This is a genomic window from Streptomyces sp. NPDC003697, assembly GCF_053587115.1.
Map to the genome: position 1 here is coordinate 53,356 of NZ_JBSFNN010000007.1, position 16,031 is coordinate 69,386.

Annotated in this window: 12 protein-coding genes and 1 tRNA gene; 9 read left to right on the forward strand and 4 right to left on the reverse strand. The window is 69.2% G+C overall.

The genetic code is table 11. From position 1 onward, the window contains the following. Positions 1–8: 8 nt before the first annotated feature. The 4 genes from yidC to rpmH are packed head-to-tail and all read right to left on the reverse strand — an operon-like array spanning position 9 to position 2,194. The gene (yidC, locus tag ACWDNY_RS04655; RefSeq protein ID WP_451644243.1) at positions 9–1,307 is read right to left on the reverse strand and encodes a membrane protein insertase YidC; all 1,299 of its coding nucleotides are present in this window, start codon (positions 1,305–1,307) and stop codon (positions 9–11) included. A gap of 3 nt (positions 1,308–1,310) precedes the next feature. After that, on the reverse strand, positions 1,311–1,667 hold the full coding sequence (gene yidD / locus ACWDNY_RS04660; protein WP_451644244.1) for a membrane protein insertion efficiency factor YidD: 357 nt from the start codon (positions 1,665–1,667) through the stop codon (positions 1,311–1,313). Next, positions 1,664–2,035 carry a ribonuclease P protein component gene (rnpA, locus tag ACWDNY_RS04665; protein ID WP_451644245.1) on the reverse strand — a complete coding sequence of 124 codons (372 nt, stop codon included), beginning with the start codon at positions 2,033–2,035 and terminating at the stop codon, positions 1,664–1,666. Before rnpA ends, yidD begins: the two co-directional genes overlap by 4 nt. A 21-nt stretch (positions 2,036–2,056) precedes the next feature. After that, positions 2,057–2,194 (reverse strand): 50S ribosomal protein L34, encoded by a 138-nt coding sequence (gene rpmH / locus ACWDNY_RS04670; protein ID WP_003956500.1) that lies wholly within the window; start codon positions 2,192–2,194, stop codon positions 2,057–2,059. 376 nt (positions 2,195–2,570) lie between these two features. On the opposite strand from rpmH, the gene dnaA reads away from it, so the two are divergent. The 9 genes from dnaA to ACWDNY_RS04715 all read left to right on the forward strand — a co-directional run bounded on the left by dnaA (position 2,571) and on the right by ACWDNY_RS04715 (position 15,683). Continuing rightward, entirely contained in the window at positions 2,571–4,577 is a 2,007-nt protein-coding gene (gene dnaA / locus ACWDNY_RS04675; protein ID WP_451644246.1) for a chromosomal replication initiator protein DnaA, read from the forward strand. A 1,078-nt stretch (positions 4,578–5,655) separates the two neighbouring features. Then, a complete protein-coding gene (dnaN, locus tag ACWDNY_RS04680; protein WP_451644247.1) occupies positions 5,656–6,786 on the forward strand; it encodes a DNA polymerase III subunit beta in 1,131 nt (376 codons plus the stop codon). A 235-nt stretch (positions 6,787–7,021) separates the two neighbouring features. After that, positions 7,022–7,897, forward strand: a complete 876-nt coding sequence (gene gnd, locus ACWDNY_RS04685) for a phosphogluconate dehydrogenase (NAD(+)-dependent, decarboxylating) (RefSeq protein ID WP_451644248.1) — start codon at positions 7,022–7,024, stop codon at positions 7,895–7,897. Positions 7,898–8,010: 113 nt separating this feature from the next. Next, complete coding sequence (gene recF / locus ACWDNY_RS04690) at positions 8,011–9,132, forward strand: DNA replication/repair protein RecF (RefSeq protein WP_451644249.1); 1,122 nt, start codon at positions 8,011–8,013, stop codon at positions 9,130–9,132. Next, complete coding sequence (locus tag ACWDNY_RS04695; protein ID WP_451644250.1) at positions 9,129–9,662, forward strand: DUF721 domain-containing protein; 534 nt, start codon at positions 9,129–9,131, stop codon at positions 9,660–9,662. Before recF ends, ACWDNY_RS04695 begins: the two co-directional genes overlap by 4 nt. A 376-nt stretch (positions 9,663–10,038) precedes the next feature. After that, complete coding sequence (gyrB, locus tag ACWDNY_RS04700; RefSeq protein ID WP_451644309.1) at positions 10,039–12,120, forward strand: DNA topoisomerase (ATP-hydrolyzing) subunit B; 2,082 nt, start codon at positions 10,039–10,041, stop codon at positions 12,118–12,120. A 42-nt stretch (positions 12,121–12,162) separates the two neighbouring features. Further along, positions 12,163–14,757: a DNA gyrase subunit A gene (gene gyrA / locus ACWDNY_RS04705; RefSeq protein WP_451644251.1), complete on the forward strand. Its 2,595-nt coding sequence runs from the start codon at positions 12,163–12,165 to the stop codon at positions 14,755–14,757. Positions 14,758–14,775: 18 nt separating this feature from the next. Next, a complete protein-coding gene (locus ACWDNY_RS04710) occupies positions 14,776–15,507 on the forward strand; it encodes a DUF3566 domain-containing protein (protein WP_451644252.1) in 732 nt (243 codons plus the stop codon). Positions 15,508–15,606: 99 nt separating this feature from the next. Continuing rightward, positions 15,607–15,683 (forward strand) — tRNA-Ile (locus ACWDNY_RS04715). The last annotated feature ends 348 nt before the right edge of the window (positions 15,684–16,031 follow it).

Sequence of the window (16,031 nt, forward strand, 5' to 3'; positions counted from 1 at the left end):
GCTCCTTCTTACTTCTTGGACGGGGATTTGGGACGCTGGGGACCCTTGCGCTGCCCGGACTGGGCCTTGCTGCGGGTGCCGTTGCCCGGCTTCGAGGCGGCCTTGCCGGCAGGGGCGGGCGGGGCGGCTTCCTGGGGCTCGTCGGACTTGCTCAGCGACGTGGACGACGTGGGCGACGCGCCCTCACCCGGCTTGCCGGTTGCCGACTGGCGCTGAGCCTTGGACTGGCGCTTGGGCTGCTGGCGCCGCGGGGCCGCGGGAGCGGTGCCGCTCGTCGTGACCTGCGTGCCGTCCTCGGCCTGTGTGGGGGCGGCACTCTCGCTCTTCAGCACGGTGCCGTCGGCCTGGGCCGCCAGGCCCGCCTTGTTCAGACCGTTGATGAACTTGCGCTCGGACTCGTTGCGGTCCCGGCCCTTGGCCACGATCGCCTTGACGATGGCCTTCTCACGCCGGTTGCGCGTCTTGCCGTGGTGCGTGACGTGCTTGTACAGGCGCTCCAGGTAGGCGGCCTGCGCCTTGGAACCCGGGGTCGGGTTGTTGTGGATGACGTACATCTGCTGGCCCATGGTCCACACGTTGGTGGTCAGCCAGTAGACGAGGACACCGACCGGGAAGTTGATACCGAAGACGGCGAACATGATCGGGAAGACGTACATCAGCATCTTCTGCTGCTGCATGAACGGCGTCTTCACCGTCGTGTCGACGTTCTTCGTCATCAGCTGGCGCTGGGTGAAGAACTGCGACGCCGACATCAGGACGATCATGACCGCGGTGACGACCCGGACGTCGGTCAGGGAGGCGCCGAGTGCGGTGACCTTGTCCGCGCCGTCCGTGAACTTGGCGGCCAGCGGGGCGCCGAGGATGTGCGCCTTCTGCGCGCTCGCGAGCAGCTGTTCGTTGATGACGCCGATGGTCTTGCCCGACGCGATGCCGTTGAGCACGTGGTACAGGGCGAAGAAGAACGGGGACTGCGCCAGGATGGGAAGGCACGAGGAGAGCGGGTTGGTGCCCGACTCCTTGTACAGCTTCATCATCTCTTCGGACTGACGCTGCTTGTCGTTCTTGTAGCGCTCCTGGATCTTCTTCATCTCCGGCTGGAGCGTCTGCATCGCACGGGTCGCCTTGATCTGCTTCACGAAGAGCGGGATCAGGCAGATGCGGATCAGAACCACCAGGGACACGATGGACAGGCCCCAGGCCCACCCGGTGTCAGGGCCGAAGATCGCGCCGTAGACCGTGTGGAACTGGACGATGACCCAGGAAACGGGTGTCGTGATGAAGCTGAAAAAGCTGGCAATCGTGTCCACTAATCATGCTCCTTGGGCATGGGACGAGGTCTCTGCGGCCGGGCTCGACCGGAGGATGCCCCGGTCGGTGGCCGGTTCGGCGGCGGAGGGCCCGCCCTTGCGTGCGCGCCAGGCGCTGCGCAGCATTTCGTGCCACCGCGGACGCTTGCGCGGTGGCACGTGATCCACACCGCCGAGCGACCACGGATTGCACCGCAGGATGCGCCAGGCGGTGAGTGCCGCTCCCTTGATCGCGCCGTGCCGGTCGATGGCTGTGTAGCCGTAGTGGGAGCACGACGGGTAGTACTTGCACACCGGCCCGAGCAACGGGCTGATGGTCCACTGGTACAGCTTGATGAGTGCCAGTAGCGGGTACTTCATCGCGCGCCCCCTCCCAGCAGTCGTCGAAGGGCGGCATCAAGGTCTCGGGCCAGCTGTGCGTAGTCCGCGTCAGCCGCCCCGGGCAGCGCTCGTACGACTACCAGGCTACCGGGGGGCAGCAGGGTGACTCGGTCACGCATCAGATGGCGAAGTCTGCGCTTCACCGTGTTGCGCACGACCGCGCCACCCACCGCCTTGCTCACGACGAAACCCGCACGCGACGGGGGAGCGCTCTCCCCTGGCGCGTGCGGGTCCGTGGCACCGCTACGAAGGTGGACGACGAGAAGTGGGCGCCCGGCCCGGCGTCCTCGTCGTACCGCGGTCGCGAAGTCCTCGCGCCGCCTCAGCCGGTTGTCGGTGGGCAGCACGACGTCATGACCTGATCGGGATCAGGCGGACAGGCGGGCGCGACCCTTGCTGCGGCGGGACGCGAGAATCGCGCGGCCGGCACGGGTGCGCATACGCAGCCGGAAGCCGTGGGTCTTCGCGCGACGACGGTTGTTCGGCTGGAAGGTGCGCTTGCTCACTCGGGGGCTCCAGAAAGTATCGGTAGTGGCGGGGTGCCGTCCTGGCTGTCACCGTGCGCCCACGAGTAGCTCGCAGTAACGCCCGAGTGCACCGCTGACCGATCACCTTGACGCGATCTGTGCCCTTCGGAGGCAGGCGGCAGCAGCCATCGACAACTCGACCTGGTTACGGTACGCGGGGCTGCGGCATCCGGTCAAACCGGCGCCCGCGGAGGCACACTGTCCACAGCCTGGGGACAACAACTTGAACCGTACCGGTCGCGCTGACTACCGTGGCCGGACTCCGATTCGTTCCTTTGTCCTCCACCCCATCCGATTTCAGAACCCGACCCGTCCCGAACCACGCGTTCGTGGGACTTGTGAGAGAGCGTGCCCTGTGGCTGACGTACCTGCCGATCTTGCCGCAGTGTGGCCACGAGTACTCGAGCAACTCCTCGGGGAGGGCCGCGGACAGGGCGTCGAGACCAAGGACGAGCACTGGATCCGGCGCTGTCAGCCGCTCGCGCTGGTCGCGGACACCGCGCTGCTCGCCGTGCCGAACGAGTTCGCGAAGGGCGTCCTCGAAGGCCGCCTCGCCCCGATCGTCAGCGAGACCCTGAGCCGCGAGTGCGGCCGCCCGATCCGCATCGCGATCACCGTCGACAGCTCCGTCGGCGAACCGCAGACCCCGGCGCCGCCCGCGCCGTCGCGCTACGAGGAGCAGCAGCTCCCGTCGGGCCAGGGCGGGTACGAGGGGTACGGACGCCACCGGGCCGACGGCCGCCGCGGCGGCCCCGACGGACGGGACGGCCAGCGTCCGGGTACCGCCGGCGACCACCTGCCGACGCCCCGCACGGGACCTCAGCCGGCCGACGGCACCGATCAGCTTCCGACCGCGCGGCCCGCCTACCCCTCCGAGTACCAGCGCCCCGAGCCCGGCGCCTGGCCCCGCCCGTCGCACGACGACTACGGCTGGCAGCAGCAGCGGCTCGGCTTCCCCGAGCGCGACCCGTACGCGTCGCCGGGCCAGGACGCCTACGGCCCGGGGCGGGACTCCTACGGCTCGGGCCAGGACTCCTACGGCTCCGCTCAGAACTCCTACCCGCCGGCCGGGCAGGACGCGTACGCGCCGTCCCAGGACTACCGGCAGCAGCACCGGGACCGTCCGCCGTACGACCAGCAGCGTTCCGATTACGAGCAGTCACGCGCGGACTACGACCAGCGCGACCCCGTCCGCCGCGAGCGGCCCGAACCGCAGACCGGCTCCGGGCATGTGCACCGCGGCGGCCCGGTGGGCCCGAACCTGCCCACCACAGGCGCTCCCGGGCCGCTGGCCGCACAGCCCGCGCCGGCGACAGGACCCGGTGAGCCGACCGCGCGCCTGAACCCCAAGTACCTCTTCGACACGTTCGTCATCGGCGCGTCCAACCGCTTCGCCCACGCCGCCGCGGTGGCGGTCGCCGAGGCGCCGGCCAAGGCGTACAACCCGCTCTTCATCTACGGGGAGTCCGGGCTGGGCAAGACGCATCTGCTGCACGCGATCGGGCACTACGCCCGCAGCCTGTACCCGGGCACTCGGGTGCGGTACGTGAGCTCGGAGGAGTTCACCAACGAGTTCATCAACTCCATCCGCGACGGCAAGGGCGACAGCTTCCGCAAGCGCTACCGGGAGATGGACATCCTGCTCGTCGACGACATCCAGTTCCTGGCGGACAAGGAGTCGACGCAGGAGGAGTTCTTCCACACCTTCAACACCCTGCACAACGCCAACAAGCAGATCGTGCTGTCCAGCGACCGGCCGCCCAAGCAGCTGGTGACGCTGGAGGACCGGCTGCGGAACCGCTTCGAGTGGGGTCTGATCACGGACGTCCAGCCGCCCGAGCTGGAGACGCGTATCGCGATCCTGCGCAAGAAGGCTGTGCAGGAGCAGCTCAACGCGCCACCCGAGGTGCTGGAGTTCATCGCCTCGCGGATCTCGCGCAACATCCGCGAGCTGGAGGGCGCGCTGATCCGCGTCACCGCGTTCGCCTCGCTGAACCGGCAGCCGGTGGACCTGGGCCTGACGGAGATCGTCCTCAAGGACCTGATCCCCGGCGGTGAGGACAGCGCCCCGGAGATCACGGCCACGGCCATCATGGCGGCGACCGCCGACTACTTCGGCCTCACGGTCGAGGATCTGTGCGGAACCTCGCGCGGCCGCGCCCTGGTGACGGCCCGCCAGATCGCCATGTACCTGTGCCGCGAGCTGACCGACCTGTCGCTGCCCAAGATCGGCGCGCAGTTCGGCGGCCGGGACCACACGACCGTGATGCACGCCGACCGCAAGATCCGCGCGCTGATGGCCGAACGCCGTTCCATCTACAACCAGGTCACCGAGCTGACCAACCGCATCAAGAACGGCTGACGGCCGCGCGGAGTCGAGCCGCGACCGCCAGGGCGCCCCGGGACCCGTCCCGGGGCGCCCTTCGTCGTACACGGCGACGTCCGCCTCGCCCGGCGGCCCGCCCGTGGCCTTCTCGGTGGCCCGCCCGTGGCCTTCTCGGGAGCTCGCCCGTCGCCGTCCCGGGGCTCGCCCGCCTCGCCTCAGCCCGCCTTCTGCCGCCCCGGGCGAGGCGCTCAGCGTGCTTCGCGGCGCCATGGGCGAGGCGCTCACCCCGGCTCCCGGCGCCCCGGCCGGCCGCGGGCGTCCCCCTCAGCGCGTGCCCTCGCGTGTCCGGTTGTTCGAATACCGTCCGGGTTACGGGTGCTCTCCACAGATCCGGTGACTTTCCGCGGTCCACACGCTGGGGATTCGGGAGTTGTCCAGACCGCGTCCACAGTCTGTGCGGTAGAAAGAGCGTCGGCCCAGCTCAGCTGCCTGGGGAACCGTGGACGAGCGATCTCCACACCCTGTGGACGAAGTGGCGGTCCACAGGGTGTGCACGGCGTTGTCCACGGCCCGCCCACAGGAAACGGCCTGTTGTCCCCAGTGATCGGCGGCTTCTCCACATGCCTGTCCACTGTTCGGCAACCCGACGCCGCTCCTCACCGTGCCGAGTGAAAGCGGTCACACCAAGGTGCCGGATTGGGGTGTGGGAAACGTGGGTAAAACTGGGGACGCAGCTGGGGAGAAGTGCCTACGGGCTGTGGGCGGGGTGTGCAGAACTTCCCGTTCTCCACAGAGACCCCGGGTTGTCCACCGACGCCGCCCACAGGGACCGTGGACAAAATTCGTGCGCTGAGCTGGGCAAACGTGGTTATCCACGGTATCCACAGGCCCTACTACTACTCCCGACTAGAGAGAGTGCTGAATCCGCTTCGAAGAGGGCCCTGTGCACAACTCGCTCTCTCGAGCCCGACTGCCCCTCGACCCGACTTGACCCCGACAGGCACCTGCTGTCAGTGCGGTGCGTCAGACTGGTCCCCGGTGTCCTTCCCGTCGCAGAGGGCGGTGACACCGAGTCGGAGGACTCAGCAGCAGCAACAGCAGGAGGCGGCTTACGGTGAAGATCCGGGTGGAACGCGACGTACTCGCGGAGGCAGTGGCCTGGGCGGCACGCAGCCTCCCGGCCCGTCCGCCGGCGCCTGTCCTCGCCGGCCTGCTGCTGAAGGCCGAGGACGGCCAGCTGAGCCTGTCGAGCTTCGACTACGAGGTCTCCGCTCGCGTGTCCGTCGGCGCAGAGGTCGATGAGGAGGGCACGGTCCTCGTCTCCGGCCGCCTGCTCGCCGACATCTCCCGCGCCCTCCCCAACCGGCCGGTGGAGATCTCCACAGACGGTGTACGGGCGACCGTGGTCTGCGGCTCCTCGCGCTTCACCCTCCACACCCTGCCGGTGGAGGAGTACCCGGCGCTGCCGCAGATGCCGAACGCCACGGGCACGGTCCCCGGCGAGGTCTTCGCCTCCGCCGTGCAGCAGGTCGCGATCGCCGCCGGCCGCGACGACACGCTGCCCGTCCTCACCGGTGTGCGCATCGAGATCGAGGGCGAGTCGGTGACGCTGGCCTCCACCGACCGCTACCGTTTCGCGGTCCGCGAGTTCCTGTGGAAGCCGGAGAACCCGGACGCTTCCGCGGTCGCCCTGGTGCCCGCCAAGACACTGCTGGACACCGCCAAGGCACTCGGCGCCGGCGACACCGTGACCCTGGCGCTGTCGGGCTCGGGCGCGGGCGAGGGCCTGATCGGTTTCGAGGGTGCCGGGCGGCGCACCACCACGCGCCTGCTGGAGGGCGACCTCCCGAAGTACCGCACGCTGTTCCCGACGGAGTTCAACTCGGTCGCCGTCATCGAGACCGGCCCCTTCGTGGAGGCCGTCAAGCGTGTGGCCCTGGTCGCCGAGCGCAACACCCCGGTGCGGCTGAGCTTCGAGCAGGGCGTGCTGATCCTGGAGGCCGGCTCGAGCGACGACGCACAGGCTGTGGAAAGGGTGGACGCCCAGCTCGACGGCGACGAGATCTCCATCGCCTTCAACCCGACGTTCCTGCTGGACGGCCTCAGCGCCATCGACTCCCCGGTGGCCCAGCTCTCCTTCACGACCTCCACGAAGCCCGCGCTGCTCAGCGGCAGGCCGGCGGTGGACGCCGAGGCGGACGAGGCCTACAAGTACCTGATCATGCCGGTGCGGCTGAGCGGCTGACGTCTGTCCGGCACCACCCCCGGAGGCGCCGTGCCGGTCCACCGCCCGCACGGCGCCTGTGGACCGCGCCGGCAGCACGGCGCGGCGGGGGAGTACGAGTGAGCGGGTATGCCCACAGATGTGCGTGAGGTCCCCGGCTGCCCGAAAGGCGTGGCAGGTACCCCCAGGCTTTAGGCTCGGACGCGGGTACGAAAGTGCCTGAACGCCACGTCGTGCAACCTAAGGAACGCAACTGATGGAGCTCGGTCTCGTCGGCCTCGGCAAGATGGGCGGCAACATGCGCGAGCGCATACGCCGCGCCGGCCACACCGTCATCGGATACGACCGCAACCCGGACCTCGCCGATGTCCACAGCCTGGAAGAACTGGTGGGCAAGCTCAGCGGTCCTCGGGTGGTCTGGGTGATGGTGCCGGCAGGAGCGCCCACCCAGTCCACGATCGACCAGCTGGCCGAGCTGCTCGAACCCGGTGACGTGGTCGTGGACGGCGGCAACTCCCGCTGGACGGACGACGAGAAGCACGCGAAGGAGCTGGCGGCCAAGGGCATCGGCTTCGTCGACTGCGGCGTCTCCGGAGGCGTCTGGGGCCTGGAGAACGGCTACGCGCTGATGTACGGCGGCGACCACGAGGACGTCGCCAAGGTGCAGCCGGTCTTCGACGCCCTCAAGCCGGCGGGCGACTTCGGTTCGGTGCACGCCGGCAAGGTCGGCGCGGGCCACTTCGCGAAGATGGTCCACAACGGCATCGAGTACGCGATGATGCAGGCCTACGCCGAGGGCTGGGAGCTGCTGGAGAAGGTCGACTCCGTCACCGACGTGCGTGAGGTCTTCCGCTCCTGGCAGGAGGGCACGGTCATCCGTTCCTGGCTGCTCGACCTCGCGGTCGACGCCCTCGACGAGGACGAGCACCTGGACGGGCTGAGGGGCTACGCACAGGACTCCGGCGAGGGACGCTGGACCGTGGAGGCCGCGATCGACAACGCGGTGCCGCTGCCGGCGATCACCGCGTCGCTGTTCGCGCGGTTCTCCTCCCGCCAGGAGGACTCGCCCCAGATGAAGATGATCGCCGCGCTGCGCAACCAGTTCGGCGGCCACGCGGTCGAGAAGAAGTAGTCCACAGCCTGGGGGCGGCGCCCTGCACCCCCAGGACCGGCCCGGTTCGTCCACAGGCCGTGGACGGACCGGGGACATCCGAGGCACCACGTTGGGGAGGTCGGCGAACGACCATGCACATCACGCATCTGTCGCTGGCCGACTTCCGCTCCTACCCCCGGGCCGAGGTGCCGCTGGACCCGGGGGTGACGGCCTTCGTCGGCCCCAACGGCCAGGGCAAGACGAACCTCGTCGAGGCGGTCGGCTATCTCGCGACGCTCGGCAGCCACCGCGTCGCCTCCGACGCGCCCCTGGTGCGCATGGGGGCGGACCGCGCGGTGATCCGGGCGCAGGTACGGCAGGGCGAGCGGCAGCAGCTGATCGAACTGGAGATCAACCCGGGCCGCGCCAACCGCGCCCGCATCAACAGATCGTCCCAGGTCAGGCCCCGTGACGTGCTGGGCATCGTACGGTCCGTGCTGTTCGCCCCGGAGGATCTCGCCCTGGTCAAGGGAGACCCCGGCGAACGGCGCCGGTTCCTCGACGAGATGATCACCGCCCGCTCCCCGCGGATGGCCGGCGTGCGCTCCGACTACGAGCGGGTCCTCAGGCAGCGCAACACCCTCCTGAAGTCGGCGGCCCTGGCCCGGCGGCACGGCGGCCGCTCGATGGACCTGTCCACACTCGACGTGTGGGACCAGCACCTCGCGCGCGCCGGCGCCGAACTGCTCGCCCGGCGCCTGGACCTGATCGGCGCGCTCCAGCCGCTGGCCGACAAGGCGTACGAGCAGCTGGCGCCGGGCGGGGGGCCGGTCGCCCTGGAGTACAGGTCGTCCGCCCCCGGTGAGGCACACACGCGCGAGGACCTGTTCGGCCAGCTCCTGTCGGCGCTGTCCGAGGCCCGCAAGCAGGAGATCGAGCGGGGCGTGACCCTGGTGGGGCCGCACCGGGACGATCTGCTCCTCAAGCTCGGTCAGCTGCCCGCCAAGGGCTACGCCTCGCACGGCGAGTCCTGGTCGTACGCGCTGGCGCTGCGTCTGGCCTCCTACGACCTGCTGCGCGCCGAGGGCAACGAGCCGGTGCTGATCCTGGACGACGTCTTCGCCGAGCTGGACGCCCGCAGACGCGAGCGCCTGGCCGAACTGGTCGCGCCCGGCGAGCAGGTGCTGGTGACGGCCGCCGTCGACGACGACGTGCCGCATGTGCTGACCGGGACGCGCTTCGCCGTGTCCGGCGGGGCGGTGGAACGCGTATGAGCGCCGAGGACCCGTCCCCGAAGAAGGGCGCCGAGCCCTCCGGCGTCGACCTCGCGCGGGTGGCGCTGAGGGCGGCGAAGGAGGCGGCCCGCGCGCGGGGGGACGCGACGCGGCAGCGGAAGCAGGCCCGGCGCGGGGGCCTGCGCTCGGGCGCGCGGGCGGACGGCCGTGATCCCATGGCGCTGGGCGCGGCGATCAACCGGCTCCTCACCGAGCGGGGCTGGGAGGCCCCGGCCGCGGTCGGCGGCGTCATGGGGCGCTGGCCCGAGATCGTCGGCGCGGACGTGGCCAAGCACTGCGTGCCGGAGAGGTACGACGAGGACGAGCGGGTGCTGACCGTGCGCTGCGACTCCACGGCCTGGGCGACGAACCTGCGCCTGCTCGCTCCCACGCTCGTCGCCCGCCTCAACGAGGACCTGGGGCACGGCAGGGTGCGGCTGATCAAGGTGCTCGGGCCGGGCGGCCCCGCCCGTCGTTACGGTCCCCTGCGTGCTCCGGGCAGCATCGGACCCGGCGACACCTACGGGTGACAGACCTCACACCCAGCGGTCATGGCGGCCCGGACGCGAGCCCGTCCGGGCCGTTCGGCGTCGGGGCGCACACCAGTGCGGACACCGACCTGACCCGCGAGTAGTGAGGGGTTGACGTCCGGAAGCGCTGAGTGCCGCTGTGAGCCTCTTGGAGCCCCCTTCCCTATATCGGGACCCGGCCGAGACCGGTTCAGGGCGGCACATGCGGGCTCAGGTACCCGCAAACCCCCATCACTGTCGGCGCTACCGGTAGACTGGAAGACAATCCCGCCCCGCATGTGGGGACCGCCCGGGAAAAGCTGAGCAACGCTGAAACAAGGCTTACCAACGCAACATGCCGCAGCCGCTCCGGCAAACCGCCGACGAGCCCGGCTTCGTGCTGTGCCAGAAAGGGCGCTTCGTGGCCGATTCCGGCAACCCCAACGAGAACATCCCGTCCACCGACGCCGGCGCGAACGGGGCCGCCTCCTCGAACGGTGAGGTCACGGCCTCGTACGACGCCAGCGCCATCACCGTCCTCGAGGGTCTGGACGCAGTCCGCAAGCGACCCGGTATGTACATCGGCTCCACCGGTGAGCGCGGCCTGCACCACCTCGTGTACGAGGTCGTCGACAACTCCGTCGACGAGGCGCTGGCCGGCCACGCCGACACGATCGACGTGACGATCCTGGCCGACGGCGGCGTCCGCGTCGTCGACAACGGCCGCGGCATCCCGGTGGGCATCGTTCCCTCCGAGGGCAAGCCGGCCGTCGAGGTCGTGCTGACCGTGCTGCACGCGGGCGGCAAGTTCGGCGGCGGCGGATACGCGGTCTCCGGCGGTCTGCACGGCGTCGGCGTCTCGGTCGTGAACGCCCTGTCGACGAAGGTCTCCGTCGAGGTCAAGACCGACGGTCACCGCTGGACGCAGGACTACAAGATGGGCGTCCCGACGGCCCCGCTGGCCAAGCACGAGGCGACGGACGAGACCGGCACCTCGGTCACCTTCTGGGCCGACGGCGACATCTTCGAGACCACCGAGTACTCCTTCGAGACGCTGTCACGGCGCTTCCAGGAGATGGCGTTCCTCAACAAGGGCCTGACCATCAGGCTCACCGACGAGCGGGAGTCGGCGAAGGCCACCACCGGCGCCGACGAGGCCGGCGCCGACGTGAAGGACGAGGTCAAGTCCGTCACGTACCACTACGAGGGCGGCATCGTCGACTTCGTGAAGTACCTCAACTCCCGCAAGGGAGACGTGGTGCACCCCTCCGTCATCGACATCGAGGCCGAGGACAAGGACAAGCTCCTGTCCGTCGAGGTCGCGATGCAGTGGAACAACGGCTACAGCGAGGGCGTGTACTCCTTCGCCAACACCATCCACACCCACGAGGGCGGTACGCACGAGGAGGGCTTCCGATCCGCGCTGACGTCACTGATCAACAAGTACGCGCGCGACAAGAAGCTGCTGCGCGACAAGGACGACAACCTCACCGGTGACGACATCCGCGAGGGCCTGACCGCCATCATCTCGGTCAAGCTGGGCGAGCCGCAGTTCGAGGGCCAGACCAAGACGAAGCTGGGCAACACCGAGGCGAAGACCTTCGTCCAGAAGATCGCCTACGAGCACCTCACCGACTGGCTCGACCGCAACCCGAACGAGGCCGCGGACATCATCCGCAAGGGCATCCAGGCGGCCTACGCGCGCGTCGCGGCCCGCAAGGCCCGGGACCTCACCCGCCGCAAGGGTCTGCTGGAGAGCGCGTCCCTGCCGGGCAAGCTGTCGGACTGCCAGTCCAACGACCCGGCCAAGTGCGAGATCTTCATCGTCGAGGGCGACTCCGCCGGCGGCTCGGCCAAGTCCGGCCGCAACCCGGAGTACCAGGCGATCCTCCCGATCCGCGGCAAGATCCTCAACGTCGAGAAGTCCCGTCTCGACAAGATCCTGCAGAACCAGGAGATCCAGGCGCTGATCTCCGCCTTCGGCACGGGCGTGCACGAGGACTTCGACATCGACAAGCTCCGCTATCACAAGATCATCCTGATGGCGGACGCCGACGTCGACGGCCAGCACATCAACACCCTGCTGCTGACCTTCCTCTTCCGCTTCATGCGGCCGCTGGTCGAGGCCGGCCACGTGTTCCTCTCCCGCCCTCCGCTCTACAAGATCAAGTGGGGCAAGGACGACATCGAGTACGCGTACTCCGACCGTGAGCGCGACGCACTGCTGGAGATGGGCCGCCAGCGCGGCAAGCGGGTCCGGGAGGACTCGATCCAGCGCTTCAAGGGCCTCGGCGAGATGAACGCCGAGGAACTGCGCGTGACCACGATGGACCCGGAGCACCGGGTCCTCGGCCAGGTCACCCTCGACGACGCCGCCCAGGCCGACGACCTGTTCTCGGTCCTCATGGGTGAGGACGTCGAGGCCCGCCGCGCGTTCATCCAGCGCAACGCCAAGGACGTCCGCTTCCTCGACATCTGAGTCGGTCTCAGCTGACCGCACCAGGAAGGAATCTCACCAGCAATGGCCGACGAGAACACCCCTGTCACCCCTGAAGAGGGCGGCGAACTCGCGATGCGCGTCGAGCCCGTCGGGCTCGAGACGGAGATGCAGCGCTCGTACCTGGACTACGCGATGTCCGTCATCGTGTCCCGCGCGCTGCCCGACGTCCGCGACGGTCTCAAGCCCGTGCACCGCCGCGTGCTGTACGCCATGTACGACGGCGGCTACCGCCCCGAGCGCGGCTTCTACAAGTGCGCCCGCGTCGTCGGCGACGTCATGGGCAACTACCACCCGCACGGCGACTCCTCGATCTACGACGCGCTGGTCCGTCTCGCGCAGCCGTGGGCGATGCGGATGCCGCTGGTGGACTCCAACGGCAACTTCGGCTCGCCGGGCAACGACCCCGCGGCGGCCATGCGGTACACCGAGTGCAAGATGGCGCCGCTGTCGATGGAGATGGTCCGCGACATCGACGAGGAGACCGTCGACTTCACGGACAACTACGACGGCCGCTCCCAGGAGCCGACCGTCCTGCCGTCCCGCTTCCCGAACCTGCTGATCAACGGCTCGGCCGGCATCGCGGTCGGCATGGCGACCAACATCCCGCCGCACAACCTGCGCGAGGTCGCCGCCGGCGCCCAGTGGTGCCTGGAGAACCCGGAGGCCTCGCACGAGGAGCTGCTCGATGCGCTCGTCGAGCGCATCAAGGGCCCCGACTTCCCGACGGGCGCCCTCGCGGTCGGCCGCAGGGGCATCGAGGAGGCGTACCGCACCGGCCGCGGCTCCATCACCATGCGCGCGGTCGTCGAGGTCGAGGAGATCCAGAACCGCCAGTGCCTGGTGGTCACGGAGCTGCCCTACCAGGTCAACCCCGACAACCTCGCGCAGAAGATCGCCGACCTGGTCAAGGACGGCAAGATCGGCGGCATCGCGGACGTCCGCGACGAGACGTCGTCCCGCACGGGGCAGCGCCTGGTCATCGTCCTGAAGCGGGACGCGGTCGCCAAGGTCGTCCTGAACAACCTCTACAAGCACACCGACCTGCAGACCAACTTCGGCGCCAACATGCTGGCGCTGGTCGACGGCGTGCCGCGCACCCTGTCGCTGGACGCGTTCATCCGCCACTGGGTGACGCACCAGATCGAGGTCGTCGTCCGCCGGACCCGCTTCCGGCTGCGCAAGGCCGAGGAGCGCGCCCACATCCTGCGCGGTCTGCTGAAGGCCCTGGACGCCATCGACGAGGTCATCGCGCTGATCCGGCGCAGCGACACCGTCGAGATCGCCCGCGGCGGCCTGATGAGCCTGCTGGAGATCGACGAGATCCAGGCCAACGCCATCCTCGAGATGCAGCTGCGGCGACTCGCCGCCCTGGAGCGGCGGAAGATCGTCCAGGAGCACGACGAACTCCAGGCGAAGATCAACGAGTACAACGAGATCCTCGCCTCCCCGGTGCGCCAGCGCGGGATCGTCAGCGAGGAGCTGGCGGCGATCGTCGAGAAGTTCGGCGACGACCGCAAGACCAAGCTGATCCCGTACGAGGGCGACATGTCCATCGAGGACCTGATCGCCGAGGAGGACATCGTCGTCACGGTCACCCGCGGCGGCTACGTCAAGCGCACCAAGACCGACGACTACCGCGCCCAGAAGCGCGGCGGCAAGGGCGTGCGGGGCGCGAAGCTGAAGGAAGACGACATCGTCGACCACTTCTTCGTGTCGACCACGCACCACTGGCTGCTGTTCTTCACCAACAAGGGCCGGGTGTACCGCGCCAAGGCCTACGAGCTGCCGGACGCCGGCCGGGACGCGCGCGGCCAGCACGTGGCCAACCTGCTCGCCTTCCAGCCGGACGAGACGATCGCCGAGATCCTCGCCATCCGGGACTACGAGGCGGCGCCGTACCTGGTGCTGGCCACCAAGGGCGGCCTGGTCAAGAAGACGCCTCTGAAGGATTACGATTCGCCTCGCTCCGGCGGTGTCATCGCCATCAACCTGCGGGAGCGGGAGGACGGTTCCGACGACGAACTCATCGGTGCCGAACTCGTCTCCGCCGACGACGACCTGCTGCTGATCAGCAAGAAGGCGCAGTCGATCCGGTTCACGGCCTCCGACGACACCCTGCGTCCCATGGGCCGCGCCACCTCGGGCGTCAAGGGCATGAGTTTCCGCGAGGGCGACGAACTGCTCTCGATGAATGTCGTCCGACCCGGTACGTTCGTCTTCACTGCCACCGACGGTGGGTACGCGAAGCGGACCCGTGTCGACGAGTACCGCGTCCAGGGTCGCGGCGGCCTCGGCATCAAGGCCGCCAAGATCGTCGAGGACCGCGGTTCGCTCGTGGGGGCGCTGGTGGTCGAGGAGACCGACGAGATCCTCGCCATCACGCTGTCGGGCGGTGTGATTCGTACGCGAGTCAACGAGATCAGGGAGACGGGCCGTGACACCATGGGCGTCCAACTGATCCACCTGGGCAAGCGCGATGCCGTCGTCGGTATCGCTCGCAACGCCGAGGCGGGACGCGAGGCGGAGGAAGTCGACGGCGACGTGGCCGTGGACGAGACCGCGGAGGATGCCGCGTCCACCGGCACGGACGAGGGCGAGGCGCCCTCGGCCGAGTAGCACGAGGAGAGAGTCATCGTGAGCGGAGCCACGGGCGCCGGATCGGCCGGTACCCCCACGGGTACGGAAGCGGACGGCGGCGGCCGTGGCTCCGCCGCGCAGACTACGGACCCGCACACGACCAACCTGAAGGCGATCAAGCCGTCCGCGACCGACTCGCACTCGCCCGACACACACGGATCCCAGGGGGGAACGGTGACGGACACCCGAGGCCCGCAGACCCAGCAGGCGGCCTCCGGCCAGGCGGTCGGGCCGCAGTCGGCGTCCCCGCTGCCGGGTGAGCGCCAGCCGCAGCAGCAGACGGGCCCTTACCACCCGCCCCAGGCCTACCAGGCGGGCGCGGTGCGCCGCCCCCGTACGGGCGCCACGACGACACCGCGGACCCGCAAGGCGCGGCTGCGCGTGGCGAAGGCCGACCCGTGGTCGGTGATGAAGGTGAGTTTCCTGCTCTCCATCGCGCTGGGCATCTGCACGATCGTGGCCGCCGCCGTGCTGTGGATGGTGCTGGAGGCGATGGGCGTCTTCTCCACCGTCGGAGGCACCATCTCGGAGGCGACCGGCTCCAACGAGTCGAACGGCTTCGACCTGCAGTCCTTCCTGTCCCTCCCGCACGTGCTGATGTTCGCGTCGGTCATCGCGGTCATCGACGTCATCCTGGCGACGGCGCTCGCGACTCTCGCCGCGTTCGTCTACAACCTCTCCGCCGGTTTCGTCGGCGGCGTCGAGCTGACCCTGGCCGAGGACGAGTGAGAGTCCCCGGGCGCCGGCACCGGTAACCGATTTTGGGACTGACCACGTCGTGCGCTAATCTTCAGGAGTCAGCGCACGGGACACACCGCCGAGCGCGGCGGGGCTATAGCTCAGTTGGTTAGAGCGCATCCCTGATAAGGATGAGGCCACAGGTTCAAATCCTGTTAGCCCCACCAGCGAAAAGACCCCCGGTCCACTAGGGCCGGGGGTCTTTGCACACCCACTCTTGACACCAACAGCGTCAGCCGATGAGCGGGTCTTCCAACGGCTCGGCAAGCATCGCGACGGCTTCGCGCCCCCTGTCGCCGACCACGTGCGTGTACAGGTCCATGGTCACCTGGACGCCATGAACCACGCCCGCTCCACGGTGTGTGGGGCGACGGTGTACGGGATGGGAGCTGGGGAGAGTGCCGGGTGCAGGTGAGACGGAGGCTGTGGATTCCCGGCCGGCGTGCCGGTTCGGGTGGCCGCCAAGCCCCCCGACACGTACCGCCGTCGGGCCCGGCCACACAATGATCACCGAA

What these genes read in the sequence shown, in the direction of transcription:
- gyrA (WP_451644251.1), top strand. Translation starts at nt 12,163, where the DNA reads ATGGCCGACGAGAACACCCCTGTCACCCCTGAAGAGGGCGGCGAACTC.
- recF (WP_451644249.1), top strand. Translation starts at nt 8,011, where the DNA reads ATGCACATCACGCATCTGTCGCTGGCCGACTTCCGCTCCTACCCCCGG.
- yidD (WP_451644244.1), bottom strand. Translation starts at nt 1,667, where the DNA reads ATGAAGTACCCGCTACTGGCACTCATCAAGCTGTACCAGTGGACCATC.
- gnd (WP_451644248.1), top strand. Translation starts at nt 7,022, where the DNA reads ATGGAGCTCGGTCTCGTCGGCCTCGGCAAGATGGGCGGCAACATGCGC.
- ACWDNY_RS04695 (WP_451644250.1), top strand. Translation starts at nt 9,129, where the DNA reads ATGAGCGCCGAGGACCCGTCCCCGAAGAAGGGCGCCGAGCCCTCCGGC.